General features: G+C 49.9%; 19 protein-coding genes. 4 read left to right on the top strand and 15 right to left on the bottom strand.

The window, feature by feature from the left end:
• Nucleotides 1-28 precede the first annotated feature (28 nt).
• Complete coding sequence (locus JM656_RS21025; RefSeq protein ID WP_192613908.1) at nucleotides 29-403, bottom strand: type II toxin-antitoxin system VapC family toxin; 375 nt, start codon at nucleotides 401-403, stop codon at nucleotides 29-31.
• A complete protein-coding gene (locus JM656_RS21030; RefSeq protein WP_203359404.1) occupies nucleotides 403-645 on the bottom strand; it encodes a CopG family transcriptional regulator in 243 nt (80 codons plus the stop codon). Before JM656_RS21030 ends, JM656_RS21025 begins: the two co-directional genes overlap by 1 nt.
• A gap of 199 nt (nucleotides 646-844) precedes the next feature.
• Between JM656_RS21030 and JM656_RS21035 the strand changes: the two genes are divergently transcribed.
• Nucleotides 845-1,753, top strand: a complete 909-nt coding sequence (locus JM656_RS21035) for an alpha/beta hydrolase (protein ID WP_203359405.1) — start codon at nucleotides 845-847, stop codon at nucleotides 1,751-1,753.
• 117 nt (nucleotides 1,754-1,870) lie between these two features.
• Complete coding sequence (locus JM656_RS22405) at nucleotides 1,871-1,927, top strand: hypothetical protein (RefSeq protein ID WP_238929260.1); 57 nt, start codon at nucleotides 1,871-1,873, stop codon at nucleotides 1,925-1,927.
• 8 nt (nucleotides 1,928-1,935) lie between these two features.
• Here JM656_RS22405 and fabY read toward each other — a convergent pair whose 3' ends face one another.
• The 11 genes from fabY to yihU form a co-directional block, all read right to left on the bottom strand.
• On the bottom strand, nucleotides 1,936-2,877 hold the full coding sequence (fabY, locus tag JM656_RS21045; protein ID WP_203359406.1) for a fatty acid biosynthesis protein FabY: 942 nt from the start codon (nucleotides 2,875-2,877) through the stop codon (nucleotides 1,936-1,938).
• Nucleotides 2,878-2,921: 44 nt separating this feature from the next.
• Nucleotides 2,922-3,359: a D-aminoacyl-tRNA deacylase gene (gene dtd / locus JM656_RS21050; protein ID WP_008501836.1), complete on the bottom strand. Its 438-nt coding sequence runs from the start codon at nucleotides 3,357-3,359 to the stop codon at nucleotides 2,922-2,924.
• A complete protein-coding gene (locus tag JM656_RS21055) occupies nucleotides 3,356-4,228 on the bottom strand; it encodes a virulence factor BrkB family protein (RefSeq protein WP_203359407.1) in 873 nt (290 codons plus the stop codon). Before JM656_RS21055 ends, dtd begins: the two co-directional genes overlap by 4 nt.
• Nucleotides 4,222-4,821 carry a glucose-1-phosphatase gene (yihX, locus tag JM656_RS21060; RefSeq protein ID WP_203359408.1) on the bottom strand — a complete coding sequence of 200 codons (600 nt, stop codon included), beginning with the start codon at nucleotides 4,819-4,821 and terminating at the stop codon, nucleotides 4,222-4,224. Before yihX ends, JM656_RS21055 begins: the two co-directional genes overlap by 7 nt.
• Before the next feature lie 140 nt (nucleotides 4,822-4,961).
• On the bottom strand, nucleotides 4,962-7,700 hold the full coding sequence (locus JM656_RS21065; protein ID WP_203359409.1) for an autotransporter outer membrane beta-barrel domain-containing protein: 2,739 nt from the start codon (nucleotides 7,698-7,700) through the stop codon (nucleotides 4,962-4,964).
• Between the two features lie 523 nt (nucleotides 7,701-8,223).
• The gene (locus JM656_RS21070; RefSeq protein WP_203359410.1) at nucleotides 8,224-9,099 is read right to left on the bottom strand and encodes an aldose 1-epimerase; all 876 of its coding nucleotides are present in this window, start codon (nucleotides 9,097-9,099) and stop codon (nucleotides 8,224-8,226) included.
• A 4-nt stretch (nucleotides 9,100-9,103) separates the two neighbouring features.
• Nucleotides 9,104-10,456, bottom strand: a complete 1,353-nt coding sequence (locus tag JM656_RS21075) for an MFS transporter (protein WP_203359411.1) — start codon at nucleotides 10,454-10,456, stop codon at nucleotides 9,104-9,106.
• A gap of 89 nt (nucleotides 10,457-10,545) precedes the next feature.
• The gene (locus JM656_RS21080) at nucleotides 10,546-11,979 is read right to left on the bottom strand and encodes an MFS transporter (protein WP_203359412.1); all 1,434 of its coding nucleotides are present in this window, start codon (nucleotides 11,977-11,979) and stop codon (nucleotides 10,546-10,548) included.
• A gap of 69 nt (nucleotides 11,980-12,048) precedes the next feature.
• Entirely contained in the window at nucleotides 12,049-13,059 is a 1,011-nt protein-coding gene (locus JM656_RS21085; RefSeq protein WP_203359413.1) for a zinc-binding dehydrogenase, read from the bottom strand.
• Nucleotides 13,060-13,091: 32 nt separating this feature from the next.
• Complete coding sequence (locus JM656_RS21090; protein ID WP_203359414.1) at nucleotides 13,092-13,979, bottom strand: aldolase; 888 nt, start codon at nucleotides 13,977-13,979, stop codon at nucleotides 13,092-13,094.
• Between the two features lie 25 nt (nucleotides 13,980-14,004).
• Nucleotides 14,005-14,895 carry a sulfolactaldehyde 3-reductase gene (yihU, locus tag JM656_RS21095; RefSeq protein ID WP_203359415.1) on the bottom strand — a complete coding sequence of 297 codons (891 nt, stop codon included), beginning with the start codon at nucleotides 14,893-14,895 and terminating at the stop codon, nucleotides 14,005-14,007.
• Nucleotides 14,896-15,067: 172 nt separating this feature from the next.
• On the opposite strand from yihU, the gene JM656_RS21100 reads away from it, so the two are divergent.
• Together JM656_RS21100 and JM656_RS21105 are read left to right on the top strand one after the other, a co-directional pair.
• Entirely contained in the window at nucleotides 15,068-15,964 is an 897-nt protein-coding gene (locus tag JM656_RS21100) for a sugar kinase (protein ID WP_203359416.1), read from the top strand.
• Between the two features lie 39 nt (nucleotides 15,965-16,003).
• Complete coding sequence (locus JM656_RS21105) at nucleotides 16,004-16,792, top strand: DeoR/GlpR family DNA-binding transcription regulator (RefSeq protein ID WP_203359417.1); 789 nt, start codon at nucleotides 16,004-16,006, stop codon at nucleotides 16,790-16,792.
• Nucleotides 16,793-16,857: 65 nt separating this feature from the next.
• On the opposite strand, the gene JM656_RS21110 is transcribed toward JM656_RS21105, so the two are convergent.
• The gene (locus JM656_RS21110; RefSeq protein ID WP_203359418.1) at nucleotides 16,858-18,123 is read right to left on the bottom strand and encodes an MFS transporter; all 1,266 of its coding nucleotides are present in this window, start codon (nucleotides 18,121-18,123) and stop codon (nucleotides 16,858-16,860) included.
• Between the two features lie 104 nt (nucleotides 18,124-18,227).
• A complete protein-coding gene (locus tag JM656_RS21115) occupies nucleotides 18,228-19,208 on the bottom strand; it encodes a sugar phosphate isomerase/epimerase (RefSeq protein WP_203361348.1) in 981 nt (326 codons plus the stop codon).
• Nucleotides 19,209-19,213: the final 5 nt, after the last annotated feature.

Consider the following 19,213-nt stretch of genomic DNA (forward strand, 5'->3'; position numbering starts at 1 on the left):
TATTACCGGGCGGCGTAAGTCGCCCGAGTTACAGTTCATAGGGCGTCACGACGCCAGGTATTCCCGCAAAATCCTTCGTATTGCGCGTGACCAGTTCAAGACGGTGAATCTGTGCCGTCGCCAGAATGATCGCATCCGGAAGCTTCATCGCATACTCCTGACGCAAAGCAACGCTTCGCTCAGCAATCTCCTGCGAAACACCAATGATGTTAAATGCGCTCATCGCAACCCGTGTGCGATGTTCCTGATTGTATTTCCTGGCGCCAACCAGCACTTCCATCCAGGTGATGAGGCTTATCGCGTTCTGTGGCGGCCATGCGTCCAGCGCTTGCTTTGCTTCCCCTCGCCCGCTGAACAAATCGATTAAAATATTGGTGTCAAAAAGAGCCGATCCTTTAGCCATTACCACTCCTCGCGAAGTTTGCGCTGGTATTCAACGCCATCTTCTTCGCAGCCTTGCCACAGGCCGAGTGCGTTAGAAATCGTCGTATTTGACTGCCTTTCCAGATACTGCTCGACCGCTTCTCGCAACAGTTCCGCCCGAGGAAGATTGCGCTGCACCTTGAGGTCATCCAGCCGTTTAATCACTTCATCTGATAAATCGAGTAAAATTCTGCCCATATCCAGTCCAGCCATTATGCTCATATATATCTCCAGCATATCATCTAAGATTAAAGTATGAGCAATTTACACCCGGTTTATTTTAAAAAATAGAGGGCTCGTGGAGGTCTTTTCACTTTTGCGAGCACCTTTCCAGAATTCGTATTTCCCTGTCTCCCCTATTCCCATCCGCCAAAAGTGAGCGTATAAAACTGTACATCTATACAGCAAAAAGGATTTTACCATGGCACTGGAAAAGGGTATTGCTGAGCAAGTTGCCGCGTTTATCGCAGCGGGTCGCCCCTCTTCACGTCAACAGAGTATTGATGATCGGAGGGTGGGTTATATTGCCAGTACCGTTCTGGCGGGAGAGACTGAATCGCGGGTCCATATCCAGACTATCGAACGGGAAGGGATAACGTTTCGCATCTATTCACCGCTTCATGGCTCCGCGATTCTGCCCACGATTATCTATTATCACGGTGGCTGTTTTGTTAGCGGTGGCTTTGCCACTCATGACAAGCAGTTACGCCAGTTGGCGTTCTATGGCGAATGTCGGGTGATCGCCGTCCAGTATCGACTGGCACCAGAATACACTTTTCCCGCAGCCCATGATGACGCTCTAAAAGGGGCAGACCTTATCTGGCAACATGCCGAACTGTTTGGCGTGGATAAGTATCGCATCACTCTTGCGGGCGATAGCGCGGGCGGGCATCTGGCGTTGGTGACGGCCTTACGGCTCAAGGAGACTGGTGAGTGGCAACCTGCACAGCTTATCCTGATTTATCCCATGCTCGACGCAACGGCTTACTTTGAAAGCTATACCCGTAATGGACTGGATTACATCATCACCCGCGATACGCTGCTTAGCGGTTATGAGATGTACCTGCCGGGCATCGATCGCCACCATCCGGAAGCCAGCCCGCTGTGGCGAGATGATTTCAATGGCCTGGCGCCTGTTCATATCATTACTGCAGAATTCGACCCGCTATGCGACGAAGGGGAAGCGCTTTATCAAAGAATGACAGAGCAAGGCGTAGCGTGTACCTGTCAGCGCTATCTCGGAGTCATTCATGGCTTCTTTCAGTTGGGTGGGATCAGCGAGGCGGCACGGGAAGTCATACGGAATGTGGCATTGAAGGCGGGAAGGTAATATTCCCCGTGTCATTTTGCATTGCCATCGGGTGTTAATAGATAACACCAGGATGTGTTGCTGCCAGGAAGAACGAGCATCACCATTGCCGATCACCCCGACCGTTTCATTATCAAAATGGTCAACACTGGCCGCTCTGGTTCAACCCGTGAAGTGGTCCGATCCGCCCTCTGAGCTAACCCCTACTCTTCCTCGTTACCGCCCTCTTCGTACGCGCCAAACGGCTTCGCGGGAAGCACAATGTAAGTACCTTCAAACACCACACCCGGCGCGTCATCACCGAAGAGTTCCACCTGCATCTGGACGCGCGCTTTGCGACCTCTTGCCAGACGATCCAGATCGCCGCTCAATGAGCCTAAATCAGCGACGGCACTCGGTTTGCCGCTGATGGGCTTGCTGTAGCGAATATGGGCATCAGCAAGAATAATCGTGCCGCCAAGATGGCGTTCGCGCAGCATTAACCAGATAAGTCCCCACCCCGTCAGCGTTGCCAGAGAAAAAAGACTTCCGGCAAATAAGGTTTTATGCGGGTTCTGGTTGCCCATTTCAGGCATGGTGGTGATAAATTTTTGCCCGGTGTACTGCTGAATACGCACCCCCATTTTCTCACTCAGAGGGATGTGCTCATACCAGGCACTCTGTAGCTGCCCGCACCAGTCGCCGCGATGCAGAATGTCATCCAGTGTGGCAACAGGCTTAATCATTAAAAAGTGTCGAACCGGCGTGGTTTGCGGCGTGGTAATTTCGCCCTGATTAACAAAACCCAGTTTGGCGAAAAACTCGACCGCGTCTTCACGGGCGCTACAGGTAACGCGCTTTACCCCTTCCTGGCGCGCCACGGATTCCAGGGTCATCGCCATCAATGTTCCCAGCCCTTTCTCCTGCACCGCAGGATCAACGGCCATAAAGCGGATAGAGGCTTCGTTGTCGGCATTGATATACAACCTGCCAACAGCGACCAGATTCCCCTCTTCGTCCACGACCATCTGATGATGCGCCATAGCATCCCAGGCATCTCGTTCGGAGCCTTTTGGCTGATGCAGGGGCTTACGCAGCATCTCCCAGCGAAACTGATAGTAACGCTCTAATTCTTCTTCTGTTTGCGGTACTCGAAGGTGATACATAGCTGTACTCTCTCTTGTTACCCGCGGCCACACCGGAAGCTGGTTCATACCTGTAACCAGAACGTCACGGGGCCATCATTAACCAGCGAAACCTGCATATCGGCAGCGAAACGTCCGGTTTGCGTGTTCATTTCCTGTTGGCGGCAACGCTCAACAAAGTATTCATATAGCGCTTCTGCGCGATCCGGCGCGGCACCCTTTGAGAAACTCGGACGCATCCCGCGCTCGGTATCAGCTGCCAGCGTAAACTGTGAAACCACCAGCACGCTGCCTCCTGCCTGCTGCACGTTCAGGTTCATTTTGCCTTCGGCATCGCTAAAAATTCGGTATCCCAGTACGCGTTCGCACAAGCGGTTCGCTTTCTGTTCGTCATCATCCTTTTCGACACCCAATAACACTAAAAGTCCTGGGCCAATTTCACCCGTCACCTCTCCCTCCACGGTGACGCTGGCACGGGTTACGCGCTGAATTAATGCAATCATGGTTGGTCTGCTTCTTCTTGTTCTGCGGCTAGTTTGAGTTTGCGGTATTCCCCGAGAGTGACAGTTATTTCTGCACCAAGCAAGACGATACACCACGTCCAGTAAACCCAGACAAACAAAATTGGGATCACCGCCAGGACGCCATAAATGAGCTGATAAGAGGGGAACATGGTGATATAGAGCGCAAATCCTTTCTTCCCCGCCTCAAACAGTATGGCGGCGACAAACGCCCCGACTATCGCATCCCGGTTTGGAACGCGGATGGTGGGGACAACGCTATACAGCAACCAGAATGAGATCCAGGAAAGCAAAAGCGGAAAAATGCGCAGCACATCATCAATAACGCTATTGAGTTCACTGGCCCAACGAAGGGAGAGCAGATATGAACTGATCGCAAGGCTGGCACCTGCCAGCAGCGGACCCAGCGTCAGGATCATCCAGTAAACGGCAAAAGAGTAGACTTTTGGGCGCGTGCGCTTACTGCGCCAGATGGCATTTAACGCACTATCAACAGCATACATCAGCAACAACGCCGTCACGATCAGCCCACAGGCTCCCACCACCGTCATCTTGTTGGAATTGGCGACAAACTGTTCGATATAACGCTGAATGACATCCCCGGTCGCGGGGAGAAAGTTGGAGAAGATAAAGTGACGCAGTTGAAGACTCACGTCAGAAAACATGGGAAATGCAGCGAAAAGGGCAAATACAACAGCAATGAAGGGCACTAATGAGAGCAATGAGACGTAGGCAAGATTCCCGGCCAGGGTCGTCATATTGTCCTCATCAATGCGCAGCCACAATAACTTAAGCCAGGCCCATATTGGACGCGTATGATGCCTGGCTTTTTGGTGAACGTTTTTTAGCATAACAACTTCGCGAAATAGTCCGGGATGGTTGTTTTGTCGGTCACCCTGATGCTGGTGATCCCCAACTGGTTAGCCCCTTCTATATTATCGCCGTTGTCATCAAAAAAGACGGCATCGTCCGCAGAAAAACCTTCTGCCTGCAGGACATGCTGGTAAATACGCGCTTCCGGTTTACGCATTCCCAGTTCCTGGGAAAGATAAATATGGTCGGCGGCCTGGCGAACCTCCGGGTATTCGTCCGGCCAGAATGTGGTATGCAGTCTGTTAGTGTTAGAAAGGACGACAACCCGATGCCCTTGCTCACGCAGCTTATGCATAATGCCGATAACGTCTGGCCGTATGCCAACGAAAACGGCCTGCCAGCCATGAGAAAATTGTTCGTAACTGAGCGGCAGCGCCATTTCATGACAAACCGCCTCGGCGAAAGCCTCATCGGTTATTTCACCCCGTTCATGCTGGCGAAAGGCCTCTCCCATCGTAAAACTGTGCTTCAACGAAGCCAGCGGGACACGGCTCAGATCGCTCCAGGTGCCTAACACGCGGTTGAAGTCGATATCGACAATCACATTACCTAAGTCAAAGATATAGAGCATGTTCTTCTCCTTGCTAGCCGTGGATGAATAACTGTAGCGGGAAAGGAGAGGTTTGACTATGTGTCACATCGTGAAACCGGTAACGGTCATATCTGAAAAAGGCGATGCTATGCATCGCCTTGTTTCCCCTGGTGTCGCGTTTAGAAACTGTACTTAACACCCAACATAGCCGCAGTATCGCTATAACTGTTGTCGCCAACCTGCTGTGCGACGTTGCCCCACACCTGCAGGCGCGGATTAATTTGCCCTTCAACCCCGACTTTCAGTTCGCCGATATTTTTAGTGCCGCTGATTTCATCCTGAATGGCTCCCATCCGGACACTCTGGTTGTGGGTATTGTGGATCCAGTTCACTTCTACAAACGGCTGGAACTCAAGGTTTTTACCGTCATCGATCGCGTTATGGCCTTTCAGATATGCACGCACGCCGAGTCGGGTCATCAGGTTGCCATCTGTTTTGTCTTTCACCTGGGTGCCGTTGCTTTCGCGGTGCGAATCGGCCTGCACGTCCATCCAGATAACCTGTGCTTTAGGTTGGATCCAGTAGCTTGCACGCTCACTTTCCCCCACCAGGAAGCTGTAACCGCCTTCAATAGAGGCCGTAATACCGTCTGACTTATATTTCTCGCTGGCCAGATGATCGCCGCTCACGGTGTTATCAAACCAGTTGTAGAGAACCCAACTGTCCAGGTAGGTTCCTGTTTTATCCGCTTCGTTTGCATACCAGGTCGCGTACAGGCCTGCACTGTAGCCATTCACATGACCGCGGGACGCATACCCGGTGTATGTGCTGTGCGTTTTACTTTTCTGATTGGCGTAACCCGCCATTACACCCAGATGCCAGCGATCCAGACCATCACTGCTCCATTGCGCCAGGTCACCACCTATCTGCATCACATAGCGGTTCGCTTTCGTTTTCAACTGGTTGCTACCGTCAGTAAAGCGAGTATGTCCCCCTTCGTTACGCAGCCACAGGCTGGTCACTTTCCGTTCACCCGTCAGCATGTCCGTATACTGAGTTTCCCCCAGGCGGTCATGCAATCGGGTGATAAACAGGGTATTGGCCGCATAGTTGTTCGCCAGATAGCTACCAAATTCCGGGCGATACTGATGTTCACCGGGCTCGGGGGCTGGCGGTGTTGGTGGTTCCACCGGGTCAACAGGACCAGGAGGTGCTGGCGGGTCAACAGGGTCGACCGGGCCCGGAGGCGCAGGGGGATCAACAGGGTCAACCGGACCAGGAGGTGCTGGCGGATCAACGGGATCAACAGGCCCCGGAGGCGTTGGTGGATCGACCGGATCGGGATCTTCCGGCTCTGGGTCGGGTTCCGGGTCAGGATCAACTGGGCTCAATTGACTGGTGAGATACCAGTTGCTGGCATTCTTCACCACATCGTAGTCATAGCCACCCGCCACGATACGTCCGGCTTTGGTAAAGGTACCGTTGGAGTTACCCTCAACCTGTACAATCTCAATGCCATTAAGGGTCAGATCGCCCATACCCCCGATATTGTTAATACCAACATTGGTATTCCCGGCTGTATCACCTTTTACGATCAGTTTATCAGTTAAGGATTCATCGCCTTCAAGCACGGTGTTAAGTACCAGTAACGCATCGGTACCAATAAAGTTCCCCATCACGGTCAGCGTCTTAAAGGTGCTTGCATCGTCTCCAGACACACCATCGGCACTGTAGCGCAGTGTGGATTGATCCAACGTCAGATTAGAGAGAACGGAGGTCCCGGTCATCGTCCATTCACTATTGGCGCCCTTCATGCTCAGATCCAGCGTGCCATGATAGTTGGTATTACTGTTCTGTTGTGAAGAGTCGGTTTTACCCACAAAACGACTCCCCTCTTCCATACGCAGATCCATGATGCCGCCATAGTAGGCACGCAGGTTGCCTTTTATGTCATACACACCGGATGATGCGCTATCAGAAACGTAATCCCAGGAGCGAATCAGCGCCTGCGTACCATAGGCGTAAAGCGCGTAGGCATTAGTATCCGAAACCTCAATAAACGTATTGCCACCCAGGTTCACAATGGCAGGCTCATAGCTCGAATAAGCGTAAACACCATGCGCAGTCGCACCCGTGGTTTTTACATCCACATGGTTCAAGTTAATCTCGCCCAGCCGTCCGGCATATATTGCATGCGCACTTCGACCTGATGTGGCGATTTTTGTGGTGCCATTTATCGTGACATCCGGATCGCCTTTCCCTGTACCGGTATACTGAGCAGGGTCTTTCCCTGCATATATTCCATATCCTGTGTTGGCCCCTCCAGGACCACGAGTCACAATATCGGCATTACCATGAATAATAATGGACGATCGCGCGTTATCTTTGTTCGCCGAGGCATTCGCACGCAACCCCATACCATTTTCAGTATCAATCGTGACGTTGCCGCTGACCTCAACAATGGAATAATCATTCTGTAATTCGCGACCGATATTTATACCATCTGAACTACTGCCGGTCGCTGTAATATAAATATTATCTGCAACCAGCTTACCGCCCGCATTTTTGGAGTGAATACCATCGGCAGCCTTGCCTGTGGTATTAATAACCAAATTTTTAAATTTATATCCCGTATTATCAATATAGACACCCCACCCCGTTAACCCCGACGTTGTGCCTTCTGACGTTGTATCAATACGAACTTCATCAAATCCGCTGTAATCCCGGCCTGCTCCGCCAAGTGGATTTCCATAGTGGTAGATAGTCGTATTGTCACATAACAACTGCGCCGTGGTTGTGTAACTACACCCCGCAGCTGTTGCCTGTCCGCTGAGGCCACCAAGTGCCAGCGCACAGGCAATACAAAGTGAGAGCTTTGTTGGAGGAAATCGTTTTTGAATAAAACCAGGAGTTTTCATGAGAGTTCACCTTTTCCGTAAGGCTTTTTGGGCAAAGTGCACCAACGTTGCATTTAAATAAAAGCTGAAGGCAAAACAAACCTGTAACTCTTTAAGGAAATAAAGAATATTTAATACAAGAAATGAGTGAGCCACTGCCTTTTTAAATTAAATACAATTAATCATTCAATATGTCAATAAATAGCCAACGACGGTAAGCTGACAAATTTAAAATCGCAGTTAATATATTTGCATTATTCTTATCAGATAATTGTATAAAATAAAGAGCTAAACTTTCAGGAAATAAAAAGCTTATAAAACAATGAAGATGAGAAGCACATGTGAATGTAGAGTAAAGGCATTAGGAATTTTGCAAGAAACGCCAGGAAGATTATCTATTTATTAAAAATGTGAAGGGAACCGTCTTTGCAGACGGTTCTTTTATGAAACACCTCCAGGACATAGACATAAAATATGCACTGCCATGAGGTGTGCTGAAAATAAAAAGCTGACGTTCAGTCTCTTTTCATTTCAATGAGATACGTTAACCCAATTGATTAAACTGCCAACATGATTCAATGACCAGAGGAGCATCTGTCGTGACAAACTGCGGCGTGAGGTTAATCGCATTCGGCGCCTGAGTGAGCGGATTAACGCATGTCGCATCGGGCTGTTTATCAAAGACCACCAGGCTTTGTGCAGCCGATGTCATGTTCAAACTCAGTTTTCCTGGCCATTGCAATGTGACATCTAACCCGGAGGAAAAACCAAAACAGTCGTCCCACGGCCCTGGCTGAGGTGACGTTCTTCTGCCTGTTGGCAGTTCGTCACTTCCCGCTTCTTCCTGCCAGTCTGCATCAAAAACGACCTGTAATTGACCGTCGCTATTCTGTTGATTCAGTCGTTTGACAAACCATGGATGCCAGCCTGCAGATGCAGGGAAGGATTCCGCCTTTGAGTGGATCTCAAGACGTAAGACCAGCGAATTTTCTTTAAGCGTCAGTATTTGCAGAACCTCACCCGCCCAGGGCCATGGAGAACCAAGCGGCATTCGCAGCGTCAGCGCATCCGTTTTATGCTCGACGATTTCCCATGATGAGTAGCATGCCATACCGTGCAATGCATGAGGCGGTTTATTCGCGGGTAAGGCATAACGTTGATCGTTAACGTTCAATGTCGCATACCCGAGACGTCCAGCCCAGGGCACCATCGGAAAGCACCCATACTGGAATGCTTTTCGTTGTGGCTCCCACTGTCGCAAAACCTCAAAACCGAATGCCTGTAATGACGTTATCCTTGCCCCATCATGGGGATAAATCCGCAGGCAAATATGTTTATTTTCCAGGTGCACGGGATCGCCCATAGGGCCGGGCCAGGTGGCGTCAAAAGCGTGTTGTAGCGCTTGCTGGTGCTCATTCATGTCGTTACTCCCTGATATAGCGGTAAGGTTTTAATTGTTTTTTCACATCGGGGTTATCGTGTGAATGTGGTTCGATAAGCCAGACGCAAATAAATGAGAGGATTGAAATACCAAAAAGGAACAATGCCACATACCATGGCTCACCCCCGCCCAACGCGAGTAGGCTTGATGCGATAAGTGGGCTTAAACCGCCAAGAATTGCGGAAAACTGGTAGGCAAAAGAAAGGCCGGTATAGCGAACCCGGGTACCAAACATGCGGGTGAACAGTGTAGGTTGCACAGCGAACATCATCGTTGGGCCAAAGTTATAGCCCAGGATCATACTGCACCAAATAATGAGTGTACTTTTTGTATCCAGCAGTAAGAAAAATGGAAATGCAAACAGGATGCAAAAACCGGCACCGAACAAATATAATTTACGCTGACCAACCCGGTCAGAAAGCCATCCAAATAAAGGGCAACAAAAAATACCAATCGCTGAAGCGATAAGCATACCTGTTAATGGTACATCCCTTGATAACGCCAGTTGGCTGGAAATATAAACAATGCCAAAGGCATTAATAATATTCGATGAAACGCTCTCTGCTAACCGGGCTCCAACTGCGAGCAGAATATTACGCGGGTGCTTGCGGAAGAGTTCAATCAGCGGCAAGGGTGCTTTATCGTCGGTCTCAACCGATTTTTGTTTTTGAAAATCCAGGGTTTCTTCGGTATGCAATCGTATAAACATACCGACAATCAGCATCACGGCAGATAACCAAAATGGAATACGCCATCCCCAGGAAAGAAATTGCTCCTGAGTCAGAAAATGGTTACAGAGTGCAAAAACCCCTGTAGCCAGCATAATGCCCACTGACGCTGCCGTTTGCGGCAATGAACCCAGAAATCCACGTTTTGCCTCCGGTGCAGACTCTATCGTCATCAACGCCGCACCGCCGTATTCGCCGCCAAGGCCAAATCCTTGTATCAGGCGAAGCACCATCAGAATGAGCGGAGCCCAAATGCCAATCTCCTGATATGTTGGAATAAAACCAATTAAAAAGGTTGAAGTCCCAACAATACCCAGAGTCCAGATCAGCGTTATTTTTCGCCCGACTTTATCACCAAAATGGCCAAAAACAATGCCACCCAACGGGCGGGTTAAAAAGCCCACACCAAAGGTAGCAAAGGCGGCAATCAGACCAATAAAGGGATCGCTGTCAGGGAAGAACAGAGGAGCAAAAACCAGTCCTGCTGCCGTTCCGAAAATAAAAAAATCATACCACTCCATCAACGCACCAGCGAAGCTTCCCATGACAACACGTCTCATGGCTTTGCCGGATAGCCCTTCACTCGATCCAGGTAATTTCTCAGACATAATTTTCCTCTCCATCTCGGCGAGAAAGCTGCGGAACAAAACCACTTTCTATGAGTCAGCGCATCGGCAGAAGCCGACGCGCATTGTGATTACTTTTCCAACTCAGCTAATACCTGTTCATCCTCAGCATCAACATTCGCTCCCAGCGGTTCCCACTTAATCAACACACAAGTAAGGAATCCAAGGAAAGGGACGATCGCCAGCCAGTAAAACGCCTCAGTCTTCAACGCCCCCCATAACATAGGCCAGAAGATAAGCCCGGCAATGGCCCCGGTACGCATGATGGCGCGCGCAAATCCGACACCTGTGGGTCGTATAGTGGGTGGGTAAGAGAGTGTTGCAATGGTCATTCCTAATCCGCCAGGACCGGCAGAGTGGAAGAATATAATCGTGCCCAGCAGGCTTAAGGAAAGCCAGGGACTCGTGGTTGCCAGGGCACCTAACGCCAGCAGCGCCACGGTCACTAACGCAAATCCATACATAGACTGGAGACGCGTTCCCAAACGCTGGAGAATGAGCGAGCCGATTAAGCCGCCGGTGACCCCACAAAGTGCGTTCACTACCGCTGAACCCGTTAATGCGCCGGTTAATCCCCCACTCAGTATTCCGGCCAGCGTCAGCGGTAAATAAACGCCCACGGCGTTATATTGCCAGGCCTGCATGGTTGCCACGACACAGCCAAGAATGGTGCGTTTACGGTAGCGTGAATTGAACAAGATGCCATAACCGCCACGAAATTTACTTTCTGGTTTTTCAGCAGAGGTAGCATCTGATTTAGATGACTTAGCAACCTGAGCTTTAACGCCATAGCGTTTTTCCAGAATCCCGCAGGCTTCTTCATAGCGACCGACCCTTGCAGCCCACATCGCAGATTCACCGATAAAAAAGTAACGCAGGATCATGATAATGACGGCAAAGATGGCACCCGCGAAAATTCCGTAGCGCCAGAGTTGTTCTTCAGCAATACCAGACAGAAGCAACGGAAGCAGAACGAGATAAACAACGGTGGTTGAAACATACCAGGCCATTTGCCAAAGATTAACGGACGAACCGGTCTTCTTCGATGTTGATCCCCGTAATTCCGCCACAGCGTTAGTGGCCAGTGGGAAATCAATACCTAACCCAAAGCCCATCACGACACGGCATACCAGCACCCACCAGATATTAGGCGCAATGGCGACGGCTGCCGCCCCGATCGTGCACAACCCCATTCCGATGATAAATGCACGCTTTTGACCAAAGCGGTTAATAACACGGTTCGCTAATAGCCCGCCAATCAGAGCGGCCACTAACACGGAGGCGTTAACTGTCGCCGCCAGACCCGGAGAAATGCCAAACTCGGCTGCAATGTACTTATTACCAAAACCCACCATCGCAGCCTGGTACGCATCAATAAGAATGCCACCCAATGCGATAAAAATGACACCGATGCTGGTATTAACTGCTGAGTTTTTATTTACTATATCAATCACATCCTGTGGACGACCGATTGAATATGGTGCAGGACTGGTGATTTGACTCATCGCAGTGTCCTTCTTCATTGTTGTAGGGTGGCGCTGCTGTTACGCAGCGCCAGACAGAGGTTTACACCATCAATCTTCAGCGAACTGCAGCATGACTTTTATTGAGTCATTTTGCTGCGCGCGTTCAAATGCCTTCGCCGCATCATCGACAGGGAACAAATCGGTTACCAGTTCACTGGTATCAAACCGACCATCCGCCAACCACTCAATAACGGCATCAAAATCCTCTGGTATATACATGCCGGAATTGAGCAAATCGCGCTCAAAGCGTTGCATCATCGGAAGTGGGACTTCGCGAGGCCCACTCGGCACGCCCATACACACCACCGTACCGCCCGCATACACGCGCATGAATGCATCGTTAATCGTGGCCTGAGCCGCAACCACATCAATCGCGCCCGTGAAACGAACATCCGCATCAAGCTCGCCCGGTGCCCAGACATCTGCGGCGCCGAGTTTTAATGCCAGCGCGCGTTTGGCTTCATCGGGTTCGATAACGGTAATTTTTCCCGCGCCCATGATGCGTAATGCCTGAACAATAGAGAGTCCAATGGTTCCGGCCCCGATGACTAACACGCTCTCCAGCGAGGCTTGTGGCATGCGGTTTACACAATGACGCGCGCAGGCTGCCGGTTCAGCAAAGGCCAGAACCTTCAGCGGTAAAGACGCAGGAGCAACGTGGCAGTTCCGGGCAGGGACGATATGCTGTGAACGGGCAAATCCTGGTGCACGAAAGCCTGCAACCTGCGGTGGTTCACAGAGATTAAAGCGCCCCGCCTTACATGCACGGCACTCCATGCAGGCCATAATCGGATCGACAACAACATGGTCGCCCGCGTGAATGTGGGTCACTTCGCTCCCCACCTCCGTTACACGTGCCGCAATTTCATGCCCTGGCACGACAGGAGGTTTCGCGAATGGATGCCCCCCTTTCAGGACGTGCAGATCAGAGCCGCATATTCCATAAAACACAGGAGCAATGCGGACTTCATGTGGTTTCAGTTCCTGGTGCGGCACTTCCACATACTGGGTGGTGACTTTTCCAATATCAGAAAATAAAACCTGGGTAATTTTATCCATTGTTATTCTCCAGAATCGTTATGATTGGGTGATTAGCGTTGCGCGATACCTTCATCAACAATTTCCGCCAGGCGTTGAAGACGTGGAACGGAAACATCACGCAGCATCGTTTGCGGATCTTTCGCCCCGACGACGGAAGCCCACACGGCACGCCCAGCCAGGAATCCTGAAGCGCCAGCTTTCATGGCAATGCGAACCGCACGCCCGAAGACATCCGCATCAACGCCAGAAGAGAGAATGACCCAGGGCATCTTCATCTGGTCGTTAAGTTTCTGGCACGCAGCCAGTAACGTCTGTTCATCGCCTTTACCACCTAATGGCATTTCTGCCTTGTAGAGGTCGGCTCCCGTACCGCCAAGCTCTGCAGCCGCCGCAACAATGGCAGCTTCTTTGTCAAATTCCCAACCCTGGCGAGGCGGGCGCACTACAGGTTCAATAATGCTCACCAGCCCGGCGCTACGGCAGCGCTCTACAAATTCTTCGACCATCGCCAGACGCACTTCGGCTGGCTCATCTTCCCGCCACAGCACCAACAGTTTCATCGCTTTTGCGCCCATCTGACGCGCCTGATGCGGATCAACCGTTTTGTCGATTTCAACACTATCAACCGGAATGCCATTGCCAGGCACAAAGCGGTCAGCAGCAACGATCAGGCCGCATGAATCAGCCACGGCTCCCTGAGAGACAATTTCATCAAGACAAAACTGTTTATCTGCCAGAACCGCCGAAGCATAAGGAGAAAGGATCTGTGTTGCGGCGACTTTAAAGTCAGTCAACACGCTATCGGCAACGGGTTTTGGATGTCCGGACGCGGCGAACATCAGACGCATGGCTTCACGTTGATCAACGGCCAGCATAGCGAATCCACCACCTGGGCGAGAAATATCTTTCAGCGTGTACGGGGTATTTTGGGAAGACATAGTAACTCCTGTGAATGTTTTAAATTTAAAGTGAATCCGGACGGCCAGCCTGCTGGCGAACCTGAGATAACAGCGCACTCCAGTCCTGGCGTCCTCTGCCGTTTTCGCTGGCCGTGGTGTAGTAGGCTTCTGCCGCAATACCCATGTTCAACGGCGCGCCGGTCTGGTGTGCAACATCAACGGCAATGCGCAGATCTTTCAGTGCGAGGTCCACCATAAATGCCGGAGACAGATCCCCCTTCAGCACTTTCCCAGGCCAGGTTGTCGTAAAGTGTCCCTTGCCTGCGGCAGTTCCACTCATAACCTTAATCGCCACATCCAGGCTAAGACCCAGAGACTCACAAAGAACTGCGGCTTCCGCCGACAGCGCGTTCAGCGCAATACTCATGTAGTTGTTAATCAGCTTCACGCGGATCCCCATTCCCGGGCCGCCTGCTTCTACCAATTCGTTCCCCATACACATCAGAATTGGACGCGCCTGTTCGACTTGCTCAGGCGTACCGCCCGCAAGAATCAGTAATGTGCCATCAATAGCATTCACTGAGGTTCTGCCGACCGGGGCATCCATCATGCTGATGCCTTTCTCTTTCAACTCATTGATCAGCGCATCCGTCTGGAGGGGGTGGATGGTGGACATATCGATAACTAACGCATCATGGGATACGGTTTCATGCACCCCGGAATCGCCCAACATCACCTGCCGAACAATGTCGCCATTTGGCAGCATGGTGATGATGAACTCTGCACCTTTAGCTGCTTCAGCAGGTGTTTGAGCTGCGGTTGCCCCTTGTTGGACTAACTCACTGACGGCCTGCTGATTAACGTCAAATACGCGTAAAGCATGCCCCTTTTGCAACAGATTACTGGCCATTGGGCTACCCATCTGGCCCAATCCCAGGAATGCAATGGTGGTCATGAACGATCTCCTGTCTTTAGTTGACAAAATAATTACAAATAAAAAGTCATTTTCGTCTGTTTTTGAGCATATTTGTAATTTATGACTAAAAACTAGAGGTGCGTCACTAATTTGATCATTTATGTCATTAAAATGAACAAAACAAGACAACTTCACACAGGACCAAACACATATGACCAGAATTGCTTGCGTCGGAATCGCCGTTCAGGATCGCATTTATTCTCTGAACACTTTGCCTGATGGAGGTGGTAAGTATCAGTCAAGTCAATATCTTGAGACGGGAGGTGGGCCAGCAGCGACTGCGGCGGTTGCTATTGCCAGGCTCGGGATTGAAGTCGACTTCATTGGGCGACTGGGTGACGATAGCTGTGGAAAAACGCTGATCAGCGAGCTTCAGGGCTGGGGAGTGAATACAACCTATTGTCGCCAATACACCAATGCGCGCTCATCACAATCCGCCATTCTGGTCGATAATCACGGGGAACGAATCATCGTCAACTACCCGAGTCCAGACCTGGACACTGATGCGCAATGGCTGGAAGAGATTGATTTCACAGGCTATGACATCGTACTGGCCGATGTACGTTGGCACGAAGGTGCATTAAAAGCCTTTACGCTAGCGCGGGCAGCCGGCGTACAGACACTGCTGGATGCAGATATGACACCGCAGGATATTACGCCTCTGGTTGCTCTTTCCGATCATGCGGTTTTTTCGACGCCAGGGCTAAAACGCATGACCGGTCAAGATGACCCAACCAAAGGTTTGAGTCTGGCGGCGACACAAACTGAAGGCCTGGTTTATGTCACACTTGGCGGGGAAGGATCGCTATGGATTGAAGATCAGCGCCTCCACCAGCAGTCTGCGTTTTCTGTTGATGTCGTTGATACAACCGGGGCTGGCGATGTCTTTCACGGGGCATTGGCCGTCGCGTTGGCAGAAAAAATGACGATTGAACAGTCAATTAGGTTCGCCAGTGCAGTAGCAGCAATGAAATGTACTCAGCCTGGAGGACGCGCCGGAATTCCTAATCGTGAGCAAACCGAATCATTTTTGTCACTTTATGCGTAAAATAGTGAACATTTACAGGGGAAGAGTACAGGAGTATTCATGAGCATCACCGAAGTCACCGGTAACCCTCGACACGATCAGCTTGTTCATTACATCGCTGAACGAGGCTATATGAATATCGAGGAACTGGCACAATTGCTTGATGTTTCCACACAAACGGTCCGCCGTGATATTCGTAAACTTAGTGAACAAGGACTGATTACACGACATCATGGTGGTGCCGGGCGCGTATCAAGCGTTATGAATACCGCTTTTGAGCAAAGAGAGCTATCGCTCACTCAGGAGAAAGGGGCGATAGCAGAAGCTGTTGCCGATTATCTGCCAGAACGCTGTACGGTTTTTATTACCATAGGAACCACAGTGGAAGCGGTCGCCAGAGCATTGCTCAATCGCCGGGACTTGCGCATCATCACCAACAGCCTGCGAGTTGCTCAAATTCTGTATAAAAACCAGGATATTGAAGTAATGGTGCCAGGAGGAACTCTGCGTGCGCATAACGGGGGAATTATTGGTCCTGCTGCAGTGAGTTTTATTGAGGAGTTCAGGGCCGATTATTTGATCACCAGCATTGGCGCTATTGAGCATGACGGGGCGCTACTGGAGTTTGATGTCAACGAAGCCCTCGTCGCCAGGACGATGATGAAACATGCACGTAATACGTTATTAGTTGCCGATCACACCAAATTTACGGCATCTGCCGCAGTGTCCATCGGTAACGCGCGTAAAGTGCAGGTATTTTTTACCGATGCCCCCCCTCCGACGTCATTCCAACAATTACTCAATGAGGAAAACATTGAGCTAGTGGTTGCCGATCAGGATGCTTCCTGACGCTTCAAATAAAAAAAGCCGCTGATAATCAGCGGCTTTTTTACATGCTTATCTCGGAGAAGGTATCAGGCTTCGGCTGCCTGCAACTCTTTCTTACGCTGGCTGATGCGTTTAACCAGCATCACCGAAACTACCGCGCCGCAGAATGCGAAGCAGGCCATAATACCGAAGACAATCTTATAACCCACCATGCCTGGGTTTAAATCCAGGATGTAGCCATAGAGACTGAAACAGAACATGGCAGGTGCGTAACCAATAAAGCTGCCCAGTGCCATCGCGGCCCCGGTATGGTTTTCCGCAATTTTCGCTTCGCCAATCGGTGCGAAGAAAACAGCACGCTGCGTAAATACGATCGCGCCAAATCCTAACGTACACGCCATCCCTAAATAGACCGGCATACTTTCATGAGGCAGCATAATGAGAAGCACCAGTGCGACCGTGCTGATCATGAAGGTGTAACATAAGTATTTACTGGGTGATTTCAGTATTTTATCTGAAATCATACCGCCAACCGGACCACCGATCATTTTCAGGCAATATTGGTTAATGATGCCATAGGCACCCACCAGCGCGACTGGCAGCATATAAATATTTTTCAGGAACGGAATAAAGAACGTTAAACCGCAGTAGACGGCATAGACAAAGAAGACGTTGAAGGCGATTAGCCAAATCGTTTTGTCCTTCAGTACCGTCGTCATACCCGGGCTTTTTTTCGTGTCTTCGGTATCGCTGACATTGACCGTAGGTGCATCCTCTTTATCGTTCAGAACAAAGAAGATGATTACCCCAACCGCAATGACAATGATTGAATAGAACCAGATACCGGCTTTGAATCCCAACAACCCACTACCAAACCAGGTAAAGACCGCCAGAGCAGAAAACGCCACAATCGTATCAACGATTCCGCGACCGGTTTCGAAGAAACCAAACAAGCGTCCTTGCTGTTCGCTATTACCCAATCGGCTCACCGATTTAAGTAGCACTGGCCAGTTCATCATGTCGCAGGTGACGCCAAACAACGCCCATACAAAGAGTATTCCCCAATAACCAGGCATTGTTGTCAGATAGACCCCTAACAACCCTGTGGCAATCAGCGAAAACGACATGGTGTATTTACGTGGCAGTTTGTCGGCAAAATAGATAGACAGGAAAAAACCCACCGTCGTAACAAATGAGTTCACCGACATCGCATTACCAATTTGACCATTGGTCAAATGAAAGTATTCCTGCATTGGTATATAAAACGCATCTTTTAATGACGGTAATTTATAAATTGTACCGCCACACAGCGTTAACAGGCTAAATAACGCCCATTTCTTTTTGGTGAGCATAACATCCCCTAAAGTATGACTAAATTCATTATTTTATAGGCAATAGCAACCCGACCATTCTCGAAGAATGGTTTTCCATGCACATAAGAGAAATTAAAACAGCATTACGTATTTAGAATATCAATTGCCTCTTTTTTGATTTGTTGCAGAACACTGCGCACAAATTTTATCTGGTTAATCGCATCTTCTTTTTCTTTTACCAGGCGTTCTTCCAGGGCATTGGCTTCAGGCAGTGGTGTTTCACTCATTTGACGCCATGGGATCCAGGGGTTGTCGCCTTCATTTTCGAAACGAAATGCCGGGGCATAATAATCAACTTCTTCTTCCAGGCCATAGGCCATAACCTGAGGTTTTTCATCACCTAAACAGATCAGTTTTGTTAGCAATGCTTTGAACGGCATATCGCCCTGACCAGAGATACAGGCTTTATGACCCAGTCCACCTTCTTCATTAACGATCAACGCGTCTTTAATGTGCACCTGAGTAATATGCGGTGCCATTGTGTCCAGTGCGTCAAGGGGATGCTCATTCGCATTAATCATATTGGCAAAGTCAAACAGCAGAGAGAGTGACTCCATTCCACTTTGCTTAATTAATGAGGCCAGTTCGTGGCTTTTCAGATCTTCATGCTGTTCAAGTGTGAAGGTTAAGCCGCTGTTCTGGTAAGTGTCACGAATATAGGCGATATCTTTGGCGATAATCGACATGACCTCCTGCAGATTACCTTCATAGCGCGGATAAAAGCGAACAGATGACGCACCTGTTTTTAATGCAATAGCGACAACCTGATCAATGGCTTTTTTATCTGAGGCACTGGTCTCAATATGAACGTCAAGATTCAGCTGACGTGCTTTATCACCAAAAGCAGAAAGTTCGCTGTCATTCATGTTTTCGAGTGAATAGCGTTCCCCATCAAGAACATGAATTTTTACACCGCGTAGGTGGTTCTCATGCGCAATATCCAATAAGTCGTTCGGCAAAATTCGCTCGAGACGCATATTCAGATGATAAGCATATGCATGAAGATAAAGGGGAAGGTTGTCTACACGCGCCAGAATTTTTTCTGCATTATTCATTGTGACCATAATAC

It is taken from the genome of Citrobacter sp. R56 (assembly GCF_016811995.1).
Taxonomy (GTDB): Bacteria; Pseudomonadota; Gammaproteobacteria; order Enterobacterales; family Enterobacteriaceae; genus Citrobacter_D; species Citrobacter_D enshiensis.